Annotated in this window: 15 protein-coding genes and 1 other RNA gene; 4 read left to right on the plus strand and 12 right to left on the minus strand. The window is 66.0% G+C overall.

The window, feature by feature from the left end:
• From IOC61_RS00470 to dnaX, 7 genes are all read right to left on the minus strand, one after another.
• Nucleotides 1–698: hypothetical protein (locus IOC61_RS00470; protein WP_229332834.1), on the minus strand; the 698-nt coding region annotated here is incomplete at its 3' end.
• A gap of 238 nt (nt 699–936) precedes the next feature.
• Nucleotides 937–1,386, minus strand: a complete 450-nt coding sequence (locus IOC61_RS00475) for a YcgN family cysteine cluster protein (protein WP_195686947.1) — start codon at nt 1,384–1,386, stop codon at nt 937–939.
• 32 nt (nt 1,387–1,418) lie between these two features.
• Nucleotides 1,419–1,730, minus strand: a complete 312-nt coding sequence (locus IOC61_RS00480) for a YcgL domain-containing protein (protein ID WP_195686948.1) — start codon at nt 1,728–1,730, stop codon at nt 1,419–1,421.
• Nucleotides 1,727–2,854 carry a ribonuclease D gene (rnd, locus tag IOC61_RS00485; protein WP_195686949.1) on the minus strand — a complete coding sequence of 376 codons (1,128 nt, stop codon included), beginning with the start codon at nt 2,852–2,854 and terminating at the stop codon, nt 1,727–1,729. The genes IOC61_RS00480 and rnd overlap by 4 nt, the downstream gene beginning before the upstream one ends.
• A gap of 46 nt (nt 2,855–2,900) precedes the next feature.
• Nucleotides 2,901–3,506: a recombination mediator RecR gene (recR, locus tag IOC61_RS00490; protein WP_195686950.1), complete on the minus strand. Its 606-nt coding sequence runs from the start codon at nt 3,504–3,506 to the stop codon at nt 2,901–2,903.
• On the minus strand, nt 3,506–3,835 hold the full coding sequence (locus IOC61_RS00495; RefSeq protein ID WP_132041440.1) for a YbaB/EbfC family nucleoid-associated protein: 330 nt from the start codon (nt 3,833–3,835) through the stop codon (nt 3,506–3,508). The genes recR and IOC61_RS00495 overlap by 1 nt, the downstream gene beginning before the upstream one ends.
• 40 nt (nt 3,836–3,875) lie before the next feature.
• A complete protein-coding gene (dnaX, locus tag IOC61_RS00500; RefSeq protein WP_195686951.1) occupies nt 3,876–5,864 on the minus strand; it encodes a DNA polymerase III subunit gamma/tau in 1,989 nt (662 codons plus the stop codon).
• A gap of 341 nt (nt 5,865–6,205) precedes the next feature.
• Here dnaX and IOC61_RS00505 point away from each other — a divergent pair, with 341 nt between their 5' ends.
• Nucleotides 6,206–7,171 (plus strand): DNA-binding protein, encoded by a 966-nt coding sequence (locus IOC61_RS00505; protein WP_195686952.1) that lies wholly within the window; start codon nt 6,206–6,208, stop codon nt 7,169–7,171.
• Here IOC61_RS00505 and IOC61_RS00510 read toward each other — a convergent pair.
• The 5 genes from IOC61_RS00510 to ffs all read right to left on the minus strand — a co-directional run bounded on the left by IOC61_RS00510 (nt 7,168) and on the right by ffs (nt 11,292).
• A complete protein-coding gene (locus IOC61_RS00510) occupies nt 7,168–8,214 on the minus strand; it encodes a histone deacetylase family protein (RefSeq protein WP_195686953.1) in 1,047 nt (348 codons plus the stop codon). The two genes, IOC61_RS00505 and IOC61_RS00510, sit on opposite strands and share 4 nt — an antisense overlap.
• 12 nt (nt 8,215–8,226) lie before the next feature.
• On the minus strand, nt 8,227–9,021 hold the full coding sequence (locus IOC61_RS00515; RefSeq protein ID WP_195686954.1) for an ABC transporter ATP-binding protein: 795 nt from the start codon (nt 9,019–9,021) through the stop codon (nt 8,227–8,229).
• The gene (locus IOC61_RS00520) at nt 9,018–9,899 is read right to left on the minus strand and encodes an ABC transporter permease (protein ID WP_195686955.1); all 882 of its coding nucleotides are present in this window, start codon (nt 9,897–9,899) and stop codon (nt 9,018–9,020) included. Before IOC61_RS00520 ends, IOC61_RS00515 begins: the two co-directional genes overlap by 4 nt.
• Nucleotides 9,899–10,861 carry an ABC transporter substrate-binding protein gene (locus IOC61_RS00525; protein ID WP_229332835.1) on the minus strand — a complete coding sequence of 321 codons (963 nt, stop codon included), beginning with the start codon at nt 10,859–10,861 and terminating at the stop codon, nt 9,899–9,901. Before IOC61_RS00525 ends, IOC61_RS00520 begins: the two co-directional genes overlap by 1 nt.
• A 334-nt stretch (nt 10,862–11,195) precedes the next feature.
• An RNA gene (ffs, locus tag IOC61_RS00530) (signal recognition particle sRNA small type) lies at nt 11,196–11,292 on the minus strand.
• A 251-nt stretch (nt 11,293–11,543) separates the two neighbouring features.
• Between ffs and IOC61_RS00535 the strand changes: the two genes are divergently transcribed.
• From IOC61_RS00535 to IOC61_RS00545, 3 genes are all read left to right on the plus strand, one after another.
• Nucleotides 11,544–12,767, plus strand: coding sequence for an ATP-grasp domain-containing protein (locus IOC61_RS00535; protein ID WP_195686956.1), 1,224 nt, complete (start codon nt 11,544–11,546; stop codon nt 12,765–12,767).
• Between the two features lie 90 nt (nt 12,768–12,857).
• Entirely contained in the window at nt 12,858–14,909 is a 2,052-nt protein-coding gene (locus tag IOC61_RS00540) for a hypothetical protein (protein WP_195686957.1), read from the plus strand.
• A gap of 110 nt (nt 14,910–15,019) precedes the next feature.
• Complete coding sequence (locus IOC61_RS00545) at nt 15,020–15,784, plus strand: TlyA family RNA methyltransferase (RefSeq protein ID WP_195686958.1); 765 nt, start codon at nt 15,020–15,022, stop codon at nt 15,782–15,784.
• Nucleotides 15,785–15,790: the final 6 nt, after the last annotated feature.

Raw genomic sequence — 15,790 nt, forward strand, 5'->3', positions numbered from 1 at the left:
CCCGAGCCACCGCCGGAACCGCCACCCGAGCCGCCGCCGGAACCACCACCCGAGCCGCCACCCGAGCCGCCGCCGGAACCGCCACCCGAGCCACCGCCGGAACCACCACCCGAGCCGCCGCCGGAGCCACCACCCGAGCCGCCGCCACCTGAGCCACCGCCGGGACCACCACCTCCGCCCCCACCATCAGTGCCGCCATCAGTGCCGCCATCGGATCCGTCATCCGATCCATCGTCGGAGCCATCGTCCGTTCCATCGTCGGAGCCGTCGTCCGTTCCATCATCGGAGCCGTCGTCCGTTCCATCATCGGAGCCGTCGTCCGTTCCATCGTCGCTGCCGTCGTCCGCTCCATCATCGGAGCCGTCGTCCGTTCCGTCATCGCTGCCGTCGTTGCTGGCAACCAACACACCCTCACCTCCGTCGCGAGCGCCGGACATATCCGTTTCCTGGTCTCCAGCGCTCGGCGGATAGAGTAGCAACAACTGCTCGGGACTCAGCCGCGTCGGCAGCCACGACTGCAGCTGCGACATCTCCTGGTTGTCGAGCACGCGGCCCTCATTCATGAGGTCATTGAACATCTCCGCCATCTCATCATCACTGAGCGGATCGCCGCTCCATGAAGAGGATTGCGCCGCAACGCCGGACGAGGCCAGGGCACCCACCGCCATGACCAACGCTAGTTTCCTGAAGCCTTTCATGTTCGATCCCCCCGACCCCGCACCTCTCGATAAGCGGCGTCATGCGTTGGGCAAATATGCCCATGCCTAAAACAATCTGTTACACATATCAAGGATAGTTCCCGCCGGTGGTCGGCGCCATATAACGAGGCCATAAAACGAGGGTGCAAGATGAGGGGCCTGAACGCCCATCGGCGAGGCGTCACAGGCATGCAGTGAAGGCGGCATCCCCGCTGAAGGGAGGGGTGGGCTGGCGACGTCAGCCGTCGATGGGCAGGATCGCGATGATATGGTCTTCGTAGTGCTCCTCGGGGACCCCTCTGCTGCTGACCGCAAAGCTGCGTACGCTGACGCCCTTGCGATGAACGCGCTCCGGATCACCGCTGATCAGCGGATGCCAGGCGGCCAGCTTGCGGCCCTCGGCGACCCGCCGATAGGCGCAGGAGCGCGGTAGCCAGCGAAATTCGTCCACTCGCTCCGGCGTCAGCCGGGTGCACTCCGGCACCCGCTCCAGGCGATTGGGATAGTCGCTGCAGCGGCAGCTCTGGATATCCAGCAGCTCGCACGCCAGGTTGAGCACCGCCAGCTCGCCGGACTCGTCATCCTGGAACTTGAGCAGGCAGCACTGACCGCACCCGTCACAGAGCGCCTCCCACTCCTCAGCGGTCAGCTCTTCGAGGGGGTAGTGCTCCCAGAAACGTTCTCGCATGTTGTTTCCTCCGCGGCGACGGTCACATCGGGTCAGTAACGCGCCTGGGTTGGAGTGCGGTAGAGGTCCAGCAGATACTCCTCCTTGGCTGGGGGCATCTGCAGGTAGAAGCCGTTGTCACGGATCGCCTGCATCACCTCCACGGCACTGGCACGCCCCAGCCGTTTCTCGGGACTGAGGATCAGCGTCATGGCCGGTACCGGCTTGCCGAAACGCTCCAGCAGGGGGCCGGGAACGCGCTCCGTGCCCTCGCGCTTGTCGACATAGAGATACATCTCATCCTTGCGCGAACTCTTGAATACCTGGCACAGCAGGCGGTCGCCGGACATCCGGTCATCACTCATCTCGGTAGTTCCTCCAGGGCCTTCATCAACCCCGTGTTCAGGCGTTCACCGCGCCACCCCGTCGGCAACGGCGGGTGACTCCTTTCCAGGTGGGCCACCAGCAGGGCCTCCAGATCGCGACGACGCATCAATACCTCCGGGGCCACACCCAGCGCCTCGGCCTCGGCATTCACCACCTTCTTCAGCGTCTTGATGCCACGCTTGAACTCGGGCTCCATGGGCGATGGCAGCTCGCCGGGGAGCTCGGTCTCATCAAGGTGCTGCGCCTCGGCCACCAGCGCCAGCAGGGTGTCGCCGTCGCGCTTGACCAGACTCGGCTTGACACCTTCGATCCGCGCCAGCTCATGGCGATTCCGGGGCATCGCCTCGGCGATCGCGAACAGTACTCGGTCATGCACCAGCCAACCCCTGGGCAGATTGCGAGCGCGGGCCTCGCCTTCGCGCCAGATGGTCATCCGCCGGTAGGCCTCGATCTGGCGCGGCGCCAGGCGCCACAGCTGACGCTGGCGCAGATACCACTGCCCATCGGCCTCGACGCTGCGCTCGGCCTGGGCCAGCATCGCCTCACCATCGGCCTGAAGCCACTCGCTACGCCCCAATCGTTCGAGCTCGCGGCGCTGCTGCTCCCATACCTGCACCAGATAGACCACATCCAGGGCGGCATATTGCAGCTGGGTCTCCGAGAGCGGGCGTACCAGCCAGTCGGAGCGGGTCTCGTCCTTGGGCAGGGTCTCGCCGACCCAGTGCTCCACCAGCTTCTGATAGCCCATGCCGGGATTGTCGCCCAAAAGGCCCTGGGCGACCTGGGTATCCACCAGCGGGCGCGGCGTCACACCGGCCCAGCGCGTGAAGACCTCCAGGTCCTCGCTGGCGGCGTGCAGCAGCTTGAGCGGCCCTTCGGCCAGCAGACGCCGGAAGGCGGCGGTACATGTCACGGCCTGGGGATCCACCAGCCAGGCCACGCCGCCGGCGGAAAATTGAATCAGCGCCGGCACCGGATAGAAGGTGTTCTCGCGAAAGAACTCGGTATCCAGGGCGATGACATCGTCATTTTTCACCGCCTCACAGGCGGCATCCAGCGCCTCGGGGGTATCGATCCAGTGTATCTCGGGGGTCAGGGGCATCGGGGTTCCGGCAGTGTTGAATGGGGTGGAGCAATCGAGCGCAGGCTCACTCGCTCCGGAACGGCAGGCGACCATTGAAGGCGCGACTCAGGGTGCCACCGTCGACATACTCCAGCTCGCCGCCCATGGGCACGCCGTAGGCGAGGCGCGACAGGCGAACTCCGTGGGCGGTGAGCTGCGCGGCGATATAGTGGGCCGTGGCCTCCCCCTCGACCGTGGGGTTGGTGGCCAGGATGACCTCCTCGACCCCCTCCTCGCCGACTCTGGCCTCGAGCCGGTCGAGCCCCAGATCCTCGGGACCGATACCGTCCAGGGGTGAAAGGTGGCCATGCAGCACGAAGTAGCGGCCGCGATAGCCGCCGGCTTCCTCGATGGCGAGCTGGTCGGCGGGCGACTCCACCACACAGAGCAGGTCGTCGTCACGTCGTGGACTCGCGCACAGCCGGCACACATCGTCCTCGGTGAGCGTTCGACAGCGCCGGCAGTAGCCGACTCGTGCCAGGGCGTCGTCGAGCACCGAGGAGAGCCGCCGACCGCCGTCGCGATCGCGCTCCAGCAGGTGCATGGCCATGCGCTGGGCGGTCTTGGGCCCCACGCCAGGCAGCACCCGCAGCGACTCCATCAGTTGCTCGATGAGGGGGGAGAAGCTCATCAGAACGGCATCTTGAAACCGGCCGGCAGATTCATGCCATCGGTGACTTCGGACATCTTGGCCTTGGAGTTGGCCTCGACCTTGCGAACGGCATCATTCACCGCAGCGGCCAGCAGATCCTCCAGCAGCTCCTTGTCCTCTTCCATGACGCTGGGGTCGATATCCACCTTGCTGACGTCGTGACGGCCGTTCATGGTGACCTTGACCATGCCTGCCCCCGCCTCGCCCAGCACCTCGGCACGAGCGATCTCCTCCTGGACCCGCTGCATCTTCTCCTGCATCTCCTGGGCCTGCTTCATGATGTTGCCCATTCCACCCTTGTTGAACATGGTGTGTCCTCTCTTGTCGTCTAATAGCGTAAGTAGTCGTCTAGTGTAGGTCGCCGGCGGGTTTCACCGTGGACTCGATCAGGCGAGCCCCGAAGGCCCGCTGAAGTTGCTGTACATGGGGGTCACTGCCCAGCGCCTCAACCGCCCTGGCGTGGCGCTGCGCGGCCAGACGCTCGGCCTGCTGACGAGGTGTCTCGACACTCGCCGGGATCTCGCCCTCCTCGACCTCCAGCCGCCGCGTGACGCCGTGCTCGGCCAGGGCCTGCTGCATGCGCTCGATATGGATCTCGGCGCGCATGGCGGAGAGCGTCGGGTCGAGGCGCAGCCGCAGCCGCTCGCCATCATCCTCCTCCACCACACAGCCGGCGGCCAGGTTACGCGTCAGCCCACCCAGACCCAGCGTCTCGAAGCACGCCAGCCAGTCCGAGTGGCTGAAGTGACCATTCGTCTCGTTTGACACCGCTGCCGAGTCGGGTTCCTCGGCAACGGGAACCGAGACCGGCACCGGTTCCGCTTCGCCCGGCGGGGTCGCCTCCTGTTCCATCGAATGAGACTCGACCAGCCGCGAGATCGCAGATGGCCCTTCCGCCCCGGGCGAAGGCGTTGCCGGAGCGGGCTCAGCCGGTGACGGCGCCTCCGATGCCGCAGGGGGGGTCGGTTCAGGCACAGGCTCTGCCTCGACCCATGGCGGCGGTGGCGCCGACGGCTCGGCAGGGGGCTCGCTCGATGGCGAAGGATGGCGAGGCGCCTCGGGTGCCGGGGCTGTGGAGGGCGTGGAGGGCGTGGAGGGCGCGGATGACGGTGTCGCGCCCTCGGCCTTGCCCCCGGTCTCCTGACTACCGGCAGGCGGGGAGTCGCCCCCCTGGGGCGTGCCCCCCTCGGAGTTGCCGCGCAGCGGCAGCGGCGTCGTCGCCGGCCTCGGCACGCCCTGGGGACGGAAGGCCAGCATGCGCAGCAGGGTCATCTCGAGCGCGGTACGTAGATCCGGCGCACTGGCCATGTCGCCACGCCCCTGGATGCCGATCTGGTAATAGAGCTGCACATCCTCGGCGGTAAACCGCGAGGCGAGAACCAGCAGCGCCTCGCGATCGCCCTGGGCGTTGTCCAGGGCCTCGGGCACCATCTGGGCGATGGCCAGCCGATGCAGTACGCCGGTCACCTCGTCGAGCACGCCGGCGAAGTCCGGGGCATGCTCGGCCAGGTTGCCCACTTCGGTGAGCAGCCGAGCGGCATCCACATCGGCCAGCGCCTCGATCAGGGCCAGCACATGGTGCTGATCCAGGGTGCCCAGCATGGCGGCCACGTCGGCATGCTCGACCCGGCCCTGGCCGAAGGCGATGGCCTGGTCGGTCAGGCTCATGGCATCGCGCATGGACCCCTCGGCGGCCCGCCCGAGCAACCACAGGGCGCTCTCCTCGAAGGGCACCGACTCGGCCGTGAGCACCTTGCCGAGGTGGTCGACGATGCGCTCCGGCGGCATATGCTTGAGGGTGAACTGCAGGCAGCGTGACAGCACCGTGGGAGGCAGCTTCTGCGGATCGGTGGTGGCCAGCAGGAACTTCACATGGGGCGGTGGCTCCTCCAGCGTCTTGAGCAGTGCGTTGAAGCTGCTGGTGGAGAGCATGTGCACCTCATCGATCAGGTACACCTTGTAGCGTCCCTGAGTCGGCGCATACTGCACGTTATCGAGCAGCTCGCGGGTGTCCTCCACCTTGGTACGTGAGGCGGCATCCACCTCGATCAGGTCGACGAAGCGCCCCTCGTCGATGGCCAGACAGCTGGCACACTCGCCACAGGGGGTGGAAGTCACCCCTTCGTCACCTCGGCCGCCGGCGGTACAGTTGAGACACTTGGCGAGTATTCGCGCCAGGGTGGTCTTGCCCACACCGCGGGTGCCGGTAAACAGGTAGGCGTGGTGCAGCCGCCCCTGATCCAGCGCATTGACCAGCGCACGCTGGACATGTTCCTGACCGACCAGCTCATGGAAGGTGCGCGGTCGCCACTTGCGGGCCAGAACCTGATAGCTCATGCGGCGCGATATCCTTGCGGGAAAACGGAGGCCGGCAACGCCGGCATGAAGCGCTCATTCTAGCGTCCAGTGGGCGCCGCGGAAAGCGAGCCGCGCTGCCCAGCAGGACTATCGCGGTAACAGACAGGGTGATAGTGAAAGGCGCCGGGGGCAGGTCGAAGAGGGGGTCCGAGGACCAGGGATGGCCGAGGTAGCCTACAAGGAAGTACTTGTAGCGCCCCCTCGACGGCCTGTCGCCGGAACAGCCTTGAGCGGTATTGCTATCTGCGGCCCTTCGCTGCCCGGAGCCGTGGGGCTGTGCTAGTGTGGCCCTCATGGATCATTACAGGGACGACGATGCCATGAACCCATCTCGCGATAGCGTACCCACCACCTCATCGCTTACCTACGAGCAGGTCGTCGCCGCGGCCGAAAACCTCGAGCATCGCGGCGCCGAACCCACCCTGCAGCGGGTGCTGGAGCTGCTCGGCACCGGCTCACCCAATATCGTCCAGCGCCACCTCAGCGCCTGGCGTGATACCCGCAGCGTGCCCGAACCCTCGGCTCCACGTCTTCCCGCGGCATTGATCGACGCCCTGGAGCGCGAGCTGGCGACCCATGCCAACACCGGGCTGACCGAGGGTCGACGCCTGGCCGATGAGACGCGCGCCGACGCCACGACCCTGGCCGAGGCCGGCGAGGCCCTCGAAAGGCGTAACCACGAACTGGCACAACGGCTCGAGGCCACCGAACGCGCCGGGCAGATCGCCGATGAGCGCGCCAGCACCCTGCTGGCCGAGCGTGACAGCCTGCGCGACAAGCTGGAGCGTGAACGGCAACTGGCCCGCCAGGCCCAGCAGACACTCGCCGAGCAGCGCCAGCAGGTGGCCCTGCTGCGCGAACAGCTGGAGGAGGCACAGCAGGCGCGTCTGACCGCCGAACGCGGGACCCGCGCCAGCGAGGAGGAGCGCATCAAGGCCGAGCGCGCCCAGGCGGTGGCCGAGAGCCAGCGCGATGGCGCCCTCGAGCAGGCACGCGAAAAGACCGAACAGATCGCTCAGCTCAAGCAGGAGATGCAGGAGGAGCGTGCCCGCCAGCGCCAGGAGATCACCGAGATGCGCGCCGAGCAGAAGGCGCGCCTGGATGCCGTGGAGCGCTCCAGGCAGGAGGCCCAGAAGCATGCCCAGGAGGCCCTGCAGCGCGCCACCAAGGCGGAAATACGGGTCGAGGCGCTGCAGGCCACCCAGAGCGCCCTCAAGTCACGCATGGACGCCATGCAGGTGCAGCGGCGCCAGCACGGCCGGCAGGCACAGAGCGAGCGGGCCTAACCCCGCTCGACAGCCCCTGACGTCATGCCACTCAGCACATTGGCCACGTTGACACCGATCTCTTCCACCGCATAACCGCCCTCCATCAACAACAGGGTCGGCAGACCCAGGGCCCCCAGGCGGCGTCCCATCTCGCTGAAGTCGTCGCTGCTCAGCTTGAAGGCGCTGATCGGGTCGTCCTCGAAGGTGTCCACCCCGAGCGACACGATCAGCAGCTCACAGCCCGTTTCACGGATGCGCTCCTTGGCGGCCTCGAGCACATGGAACCATACCTCGGCACCCGTGCCCTCCGGCAGAGGATAGTTGACGGTATAGCCCGCCCCCTCACCCTCCCCCACCTCGTCGGCGTGGCCCATGAAATAGGGGAAGCAGGTCATGGGATCGCCGTGGATCGACACGAACAGCACATCGCTGCGCTGCTCGAAGATCTGCTGAGTGCCGTTGCCGTGATGGAAGTCCACGTCGAGAATGGCGACTCGCGACAACCCCGCATCCAGCGCCCGCTGAGCGGCCACCGCGGCATTGTTGAAGAAGCAGTAGCCGCCGAACTGATCGACGGCGGCATGGTGCCCCGGCGGGCGACACAGGCCGAAGGCCGGCTCGCCTGTGGCCAGCACATGATCCAGGGCCGAGAGCGCCACATCCTTGCTGGCCTGTGCCGCCTCGAAGGTACCGCCGCAGATCGAAGTGTCCGCCCCCAGGGCATAGTGGCCCAGGCGCCCGTCGACACAGCTGGGGATTCGCCGCCCCGGCATCGTGCGAGTCGGCCAGATCCAGGCGATCGCCTCCCCTTCGCGCCCCAGCGCCTGCCAGTCGTCCCAGCAGGTCGCCAGAAAGTCGACGTAGTCGGCATCGTGAACCGCCAGCACCGGTGCCAGGCCATGCTCGGCCGGCTCGACTATCTCGGTGAATCCCGCCTTACGCAGGCCCTCAAGGATCATGTCGACCCGCTCCGGGCACTCCCAGGGCGGCACCAGCTGGCCGCCATCGAGCTCGGTCCGGGCGCGACGCGCCTTGCTCATTTCGGAATGATAGATACGCATGACACCTCCCCTTCACCCCAGCAGCAGCGAATCGTCGTCGACCTGCTCACCGCGGGCACGCTCGAATAGTTTGAGCAGGTCGGGCACCTGAAGCCCGGCCCGCTGTTCGCCCTTGACGTCGAATGCCACCTCGCCCTGATCCATCATGATGGTACGGTGCCCCACATCCAGCGCCTGGCGCATGCTGTGAGTGACCATCAGCGCGGTGAGTCGCTGCTCGCGGATGATGTCGGCGGAGAGCTCCAGCACGAAGCTGGCGATTCGCGGGTCCAGGGCCGCGGTATGCTCGTCGAGAAGCAGAATCTCCATGGGCTGCAGTGCCGCCATCAGCAGGCTGACCGCCTGACGCTGCCCGCCGGAGAGCAGGCCGATGCTGTCGTGGAGGCGATCCTCCAGCCCCAGCTCCAGGCGCGCCAGGTTGTCGCGCAGGCGGCTGCGCAGGCCTCCGTCCAGGGCACGCCCCAGTCGCCGGCGCCGCCCACGAGCGAAGGCCAGCGCCATGTTCTCCTCGAGGGTCAGAGTGCCGCAGGTGCCGGCCAGCGGATCCTGGTAGACGCGCGCCACCAGGTCGGCACGCTTGAAGGCCGACAGCCGCGTGACATCGCGCCCGCCGATCAGCACCCGCCCCGGCTGGGCGATCACCTCGCCGGCCAGCACATTGAGCAGCGTCGACTTGCCCGCGCCATTGCCACCGATCACGGTGACGAACTCCCCCTCATCGATGACCAGGTCGACCCCCTTGAGCACGTGGTTCTCGAGCGGCGTGCCGGGATTGAAGGTGACGTGGATATCCTGAAGTTCGATCATGCGACACGCCTCTTGCGTTTGAACCGCGGCAGCACCAGCGCGAAGCCGACCAGCAGCGCCGTCACCAGGTTGAGATCCTGGGCCTTGAGGCCGATGAAGTCGGCATTGAGCGCCACCGCCACCATCAGGCGATAGAGGATGGAGCCGAAGATGCACGCCAGGGTAGCCATCAGGATGGTGCGCCCGGGGATCAACGACTGACCACCGATGACCGCCGCCAGCCCCACCACGATGGTACCCACCCCCATGGTCACGTCGGCGCTGCCCTGGCTCTGGGCGAACAGCGCACCTCCCAGCGCCACCAGGGCGTTGGAGAGCGCCATGCCGGAGAGCACCATCACCGAGGTATTGATGCCGTTGCCAGAGGCCATGCGCGCGTTCTCGCCGGTGGCACGCATGGCGAGCCCCACCTCGCTGTTGAGGAAGCGGTTGAGCAGGAGCGTCACCACCGCCAGGCCGGCGAGGATCGCCAGCGGGAAGACGACATAGCGGCTGAACGGCAGCGACTCCAGCGGCGTGAAGATGGTGTCATCGGTCAGCAGCGCGATATTGGGCCGCCCCATCACCCGCAGGTTGATCGAGTAGAGCGCGATCATCGACAGGATCGAGGCCAGCAGATTGAGGATCTTGAGCTTCACCGCCATCCAGGCGGTCACCGTGCCGGCCATGGCACCGGCGACCACCGCCAGGGCGGTTCCCACCCAGGGGTTGCCGCCGCCCACGATCCATACCGCCGCCACGGCAGCCCCCAGAGGGAAGCTGCCGTCGACGGTCAGGTCGGGAAAGTCGAGAACGCGAAAGGAGAGATAGACACCGAGCGCCACGAAACCGAAGATGAGGCCAAGTTCGATGGCCCCCAGGAAGGCTATAAGACTCATTACTCGAAGATCTCGACCGCCTGTTCCTCGAACTCGGCCGGGATCTCGTAGCCGATCTGCTCGGCGGCATCTCGGTTCAGGATCAGCTCGAGCTTCTCGACGGTGCCCACTGGCAGATCACCGGCCTTCTCGCCACCCAGGATGTCGGCGATCATCGCGCCGGTCTGGCGTCCCATGTCGTAGTAGCTGAAGCCCAGCGAAGCCAGGGCGCCACGCTCGACGGAGGAGTTGTCGCCGGTGAATACCGGAATATCGGCGTCGTAGCCGACCTTGAGCACGCTCTCCAGGGCCGAGACCACGGTGTTGTCCACCGGCACGTAGATGGCATCGGCGCGACCGGCCAGGCTGCGGGCGGCGCCCATCACCTCGGAGGTGCGCGAGGCGGTCACCTCGACCAGCTCGAACCCCAGCTCCGGCGCCATCGTATTGAGCTTCTCGGCCTGGGAGACGGAGTTTGCCTCTCCGGGGTTATAGATCACTCCCAACCGCTTGGCCTCGGGGAACATGTCGCGGATCAGCTGCAGCTGCGCCTGCAGGGGGGGCGCATCCACCACCCCGGTGATATTGGCGCCGGGGGCCTCCATGTCGCTCACCAGCTTGGCGATCAGCGGGTCGGTGACGGCGGTGAAGACGATGGGGGTGTCATCCTGCAATGCCGAGGCCGCGGCCTGGGCCGAAGGCGTACTGATCGCCAGCACCAGGTCCGGGCGATCACCGGCGAACTTGCGCGCGATCTGAGCGGCGATGGAGGTGTCACCCTGGGCATTCTGGAAGTCGACCTCGAGGTTTTCGCCCTCCACATAGCCGCGCTCGGCGAGTTCATCCAGCGCTCCCTGGCGGCTGGCATCCAGGGCCGGGTGCTCGACGATCTGGGTGATGCCCAGGTTGACGGTCTCAGCCTGGGCCACTCCGGCCACCAGCATGGAGCCCAGCACCGCGGAGAGAATTCGACGCCGCATCATGATGTTCCCTCTTCTTCGTATTGATGAGTTATTCGTATTGATGAGTTGTTGCGATCGAGACAGGATCGAACAGCCTTGGAAAGGCCGAGGCTGCACCTTAGCGCGCTTCGCGGCCGCGGCCAATACGACCTTCCAACGAACGACCGTTTATCGGCCACGCAGAGGGTGGCAGCCACACGACAGGCAACGTTGAGGCGACACAAATCGAAGAAAAAGAAGACGAGGAAAGAGGAGGACCCTAAAGAAGAGGAAAACCAGGGGTAGACAACAGGCGAGGCCCAGGGAGGAAGCCAGGAACATGTCGAGGCGATTCGGCCGCCTGAAATGGAGGCGGCCCCGACAGCCACATCCCGGCACACGCGTCCACCACTACCGTTGCTCCCTTCCGGGCCTGGCGGGGTTTGCGGTTTAGCGTTGCGGGAGGACCGACGGGGCCACCACAGCACGACATCATGACGATGCCAACTCGACCTGATTGACGTTATCGATCAACGTCTTGCCGAGTGGATGCGCACTATAACAGCCCCACCGGACGCAGGCAAGGATGCGTGATGATCGCGTTCGGGATGTTGGCCAACGCTGCATGCTGTAGCATGAAGACTACCCTTACCCTACATGCCATAAATACCACTGCACGGCATGACAGGCAGGGGTCACCATCGCGAATAACAGGAGGCGCCACATGAAGAAGGATCCGAACAAGGGGCATATCGCCCTGCTGGGCTGGAGCCTGAACGCTATCGAAGCCGCCGAGAACTTCGACCGACGCTATGTCGTGGTGGCGCCCGACTGGGCAGAGGAGTACTGCCAGAAGCATGATATTCCTTACGTGCCATGGAACTTCGAGCGCCTGAACGACCGCTCCATGGAGATCGCCGAGACGCTCAAGGAGATGGACGTCAACGTGGCCATCCCGCTCTTCGAGGAGACCGTGGAGTGGGCCGGGGCGATCAACTCGGTGCTGCTCGACAGCCCGCGCCTCTACGGGCAGTCGCTGCTGCTGCGCGACAAGGCGTTGATGAAACGTCGCGCCCAGCTCGGCGGCATCCGCGTCGGCATCTTCGAGGAAGCCCACGATAAGGACGACGTCATCCGCTTTTTGAAGCGGGTCAATCAGACCCTGCTCAAGCTCGACGGCGACCCCAATGACCCCATCCACCTCAAGGCCTTTGACAAGGCTGGCTGTCTCGGTCATCGCGTGATCCGCACCCCCGACGAGGTCGATACCATCCCCGAGGAGGAGTTCCCGGTGCTGATGGAATCGCACCTGGACGGCTGGGAGTTCGCCGTGGAGGCGTGGATCCATGACGGCAAGATCGTGTTCCTCAATATCTCCGAGTACGTGACCCTGGGCTATTCGGTGTTTGTGCCGGCCTCGCCGGAGCTGGAGAAGTACCGCCCCCAGATCACCGCCCAGATCGAAAAGCTGATCAAGGCCTTCGATATCGAGTTTGGCCTGATCCACCCCGAGTACTTCGTCACCAACGACGGCGAGATGTACTTCGGCGAGGTCGCCTACCGGCCGCCGGGCTTCAAGGTCTTCGAGCTGCTCGAGCGGGTCTACGGATTCAATGCCTACCAGGCCTCGATGCTGGTGTTCGACCCCAAGAGCACGCCGGAAGAGGTCGCCGAGTTCTTCCCCAGGGAGATCGAGGACGCCGATGGCTACGCCGGCTGTTTCGGGGTATATCCGCGGCTTCGCGTGGTCAGCAAGCTGGAGATTCCCGAAGAGGTCGAGGACGACCCCTACTTCGAATCCCACGAGCTAACGCCGCCGCTGGAGGAAACGGTCACCAAGCGCACCGCCTTCGGCACGCACTGGGGGCTGGTCTACTTCAAGGGCGACGAAGCGGCACGCATGAAGGAGCTGCTCAAGAGCCTGGAAGAGCTCGATTTCTATGTCTGAGCTGAGGTCTCAATCAGGGCGTTAGCTTGATTTCCTCGCACGATCTAGGCGTCATGGGAAGCCATGACGACCTGACGACAAGGAGTCAGCGTGACAACGCATGACGACACTCAAGCGGGTGGCGGTACCACGCCACCCGACGATACCAAGCTTCAGCTTCTGCTGGAGAAGCTCGACGCGGCAACCACCCTGCTGGAAGAGGCGCGCGACTTCGCCAAGCCCGGCAAGCTGCCCCGGGTGCTCGATACCGCACGCCGCGTGCTGCTGCAGGAGGGCGGTGCCGCCGCCATCGAGGCGCGCGCCCAGAGGCTGGAGCAGGCCGGCGTCTTCGACGGCTCCGACTGGGAGACCCCCCAGTATCTGGTTCCCACCCTCACCACCCATGCATTGAAGAGTGCCGACCCCAACATGGTGGTGATCGAGACACTCAGTGAGCTGCGCCTGCTGGCGGTAGCCAAGGGCGAGTACCTTCATCCCGTGGTTTCCGCGGAACAGGCGCACCACTACCTGACCCAGACGATGGCCATCAACCTGTGGCTGCTGTTCGGCGCCCCCAGCGAAGCCGAACGCGAGACCCAGGGCCGACTCGCCCAGGTGCCCCGCCACCTGTTTCACCATCTAGCCGAGCGTATCGGCTATGAGCATATCATCGACCGCCTGATCGACGAGATCTGGCGGATCCTCGAGCAGCGCCCGATCCAGGTCGATCCGGTCAAGCAGATGATCACCCAGATCGCCATCTGCCAGGCCGACCCGGCAATCGACCTGGGCGCCAGCGGCCAGGGAGCCGACCGCCTGGTCAGCTCGCTGTTCGGCCCTACCCGCGCCTGTCGCGAGGACCCCGGCCTGGAGGTCTACCGCGAGCGGCTGTCCAGCATGGATGCGACGGCGCTTCAGGGAGAGGCCACCGGATTCGCCCGGGCCATGCATGACACGGGCCTGGTCTCCGCCTACCATCCCGTGCTGCTACGCCACCTGCTGGACCATAACGATCATCTGCTGGCGGAGGCGCTGGGGCTCTCCGCCACCGGGCGGGACTGCCTGCTCTGCTATCGTGAGCTGGTCACGGCACTGATTCGCGGTGGCGTGCACTCCGCCACCCCCCAGGCCGCCTACGGCCTGGCCTTGATGCTCGAGCGCGGCATTCTCTATCAACCCCCGGTCGCACCGGCCATGTGGCGACAGCTCGGCCTGTCGCTCTCGGAGTGGTCCAAGGCGCGACTCAACCTGGCCTTCGGCGAGGCCGTCTCGCCGCGGGCTCGGCTGCTCGAGGGCGTGCTATGCATGCTCGGCCAGCCGCTGGGCATCGGCCAGGGCAACAACCCGACCTGCCAGTCCGCCCGTGCCCTCTCGATCTGGGCCTACAACGACCCCGACTACCTGCTGCAGATGGTGACCTGGGCGGCCCGGGACGACGAGATCATCATTCACTTCGAGGGCATGCCGCTCTCCTCGATGGCCAGCCTGTCAGGCGTTGCCCAGACGCTCCCTCTGGACCTCGACCCGGTGTCGCTGATCGTGGTGCCGCACCTGGACCGCATCTATGCCGAGATGGGTCGGCGCTGCATCGGCCGCGAGGGCGACCCCCACCGCTGGGTCAACCCGGAGTTCCACGGCTGGTGGTCGGGACGCGGCTTTCGCATCAATGTCGACGTGGCCACCGGCCAGATCCAGGAGCTGGACACCTTCCTGCGCCACTTCTATGCCAGCTATCACCCCTACTACAACGGCAACCAGCCGCTGATTCACCCTCAGCCAGCCGGCATTGCGGTCACCGATAGCGCCGCCCGCTTTATCGGCTGGCATGCCATCACCATATTACGGGTCAACCTCGACCCCTCCGAGGTGATGCGGGTCTACTTCTTCAACCCCAACAATGACAGCGGACAGGACTGGGGTGACGGCATCCAGGTCAGCACCGCCGACCACGGCGAGCGCTTCGGCGAGTCCTCCCTGCCCTTCGATCAGTTCGCCTCGCGGCTCTATATCTTCCATTACGATCCCTTGGAGCGCGGCGAACTGGCCGAGGTCAGCCAGAGCGAACTAGATCGGGTCGCCGACTATCTCTATCGCAGCTGGGGGGCCGACCGCATCCCACCCACCGATCTGCAAGCCGCCGAGGGGCCGGGCAGCTCGCCATGATGCCGGCATGACCGAAGGGGAGTCGCCCGCCAAAATCGGCGGCTCTCCCTTGGCTACAACGGAGACTCTCCGCTGGCTATAATGGCGCCCTTTTTCCGCCCGGAGCCCCCATGCCTCGCCTCGACCTGCTGCTCGTCACCCAGGGCCTGGCCCGTTCACGCACCCGCGCCCAGCGACTGATTCGCCATGGCCGGGTGTGTCTGGCCGACTCCGACCGGGTACTGACCAAGCCGGGGGAGAAGCTGCCGGATGATACTCGGCTGTCGGTGGCGGATGACCCGGAGGAGCGCTACGTGTCCCGGGCGGGGCTCAAGCTGGAAGCGCTCCTCCAGGCGCTGGCGCTCGACCTGGAGGGCCAGCTGGTGCTGGATGTGGGGCAGTCCACCGGCGGGTTCACCGACTGCGCCCTGGCCCATGGCGCGCGACACGTGATCGGGGTCGAGGTGGGGCATGACCAGCTCGACCCCAGCCTGCGCGATGACCCCAGGGTCACCTGCCTGGAAGGGCTGAATGCCCGCGCCATGGCCGAGGATGCGCGGCTGGCGGAGACCCTTGCCGCCCAGGGCGGAGGTGCCCCGGATCTGGCCGTGATGGATGTCTCCTTTATCTCCCAGACGCTGATCCTGACCGAACTCGCCACCCTGCTGGCCACGGGTGGACGCCTGGTCAGTCTGGTCAAGCCCCAGTTCGAGGTAGGTCCCGGCGGAGTCGATTCCCAGGGGCTGGTTCGCGACACCGCACGCTATGCCGAGGTCGAGGCACGCATCCGCCAGTGCTGTCGCGAGGCCAACCTGGTCATCCAGCACTGGCAGGAGAGCCCGATACGGGGCGGTGACGGCAACCGCGAGTTCCTGCTTTACGCCCTGCGCGGCTGAGCGCAC

Source organism: Halomonas sp. KAO, from assembly GCF_015595025.1.
In the GTDB taxonomy this organism is placed as follows: domain Bacteria; phylum Pseudomonadota; class Gammaproteobacteria; order Pseudomonadales; family Halomonadaceae; genus Halomonas.

Coding starts and splice junctions, on each gene's coding strand:
- IOC61_RS00475 (WP_195686947.1), bottom strand. CDS start 1,386: ATGCGAGAACGTTTCTGGGAGCACTACCCCCTCGAAGAGCTGACCGCT.
- IOC61_RS00480 (WP_195686948.1), bottom strand. CDS start 1,730: ATGAGTGATGACCGGATGTCCGGCGACCGCCTGCTGTGCCAGGTATTC.
- rnd (WP_195686949.1), bottom strand. CDS start 2,854: ATGCCCCTGACCCCCGAGATACACTGGATCGATACCCCCGAGGCGCTG.
- recR (WP_195686950.1), bottom strand. CDS start 3,506: ATGAGCTTCTCCCCCCTCATCGAGCAACTGATGGAGTCGCTGCGGGTG.
- IOC61_RS00495 (WP_132041440.1), bottom strand. CDS start 3,835: ATGTTCAACAAGGGTGGAATGGGCAACATCATGAAGCAGGCCCAGGAG.
- dnaX (WP_195686951.1), bottom strand. CDS start 5,864: ATGAGCTATCAGGTTCTGGCCCGCAAGTGGCGACCGCGCACCTTCCAT.
- IOC61_RS00505 (WP_195686952.1), top strand. CDS start 6,206: ATGAACCCATCTCGCGATAGCGTACCCACCACCTCATCGCTTACCTAC.
- IOC61_RS00510 (WP_195686953.1), bottom strand. CDS start 8,214: ATGCGTATCTATCATTCCGAAATGAGCAAGGCGCGTCGCGCCCGGACC.
- IOC61_RS00515 (WP_195686954.1), bottom strand. CDS start 9,021: ATGATCGAACTTCAGGATATCCACGTCACCTTCAATCCCGGCACGCCG.
- IOC61_RS00520 (WP_195686955.1), bottom strand. CDS start 9,899: ATGAGTCTTATAGCCTTCCTGGGGGCCATCGAACTTGGCCTCATCTTC.
- IOC61_RS00525 (WP_229332835.1), bottom strand. CDS start 10,861: ATGATGCGGCGTCGAATTCTCTCCGCGGTGCTGGGCTCCATGCTGGTG.
- IOC61_RS00535 (WP_195686956.1), top strand. CDS start 11,544: ATGAAGAAGGATCCGAACAAGGGGCATATCGCCCTGCTGGGCTGGAGC.
- IOC61_RS00545 (WP_195686958.1), top strand. CDS start 15,020: ATGCCTCGCCTCGACCTGCTGCTCGTCACCCAGGGCCTGGCCCGTTCA.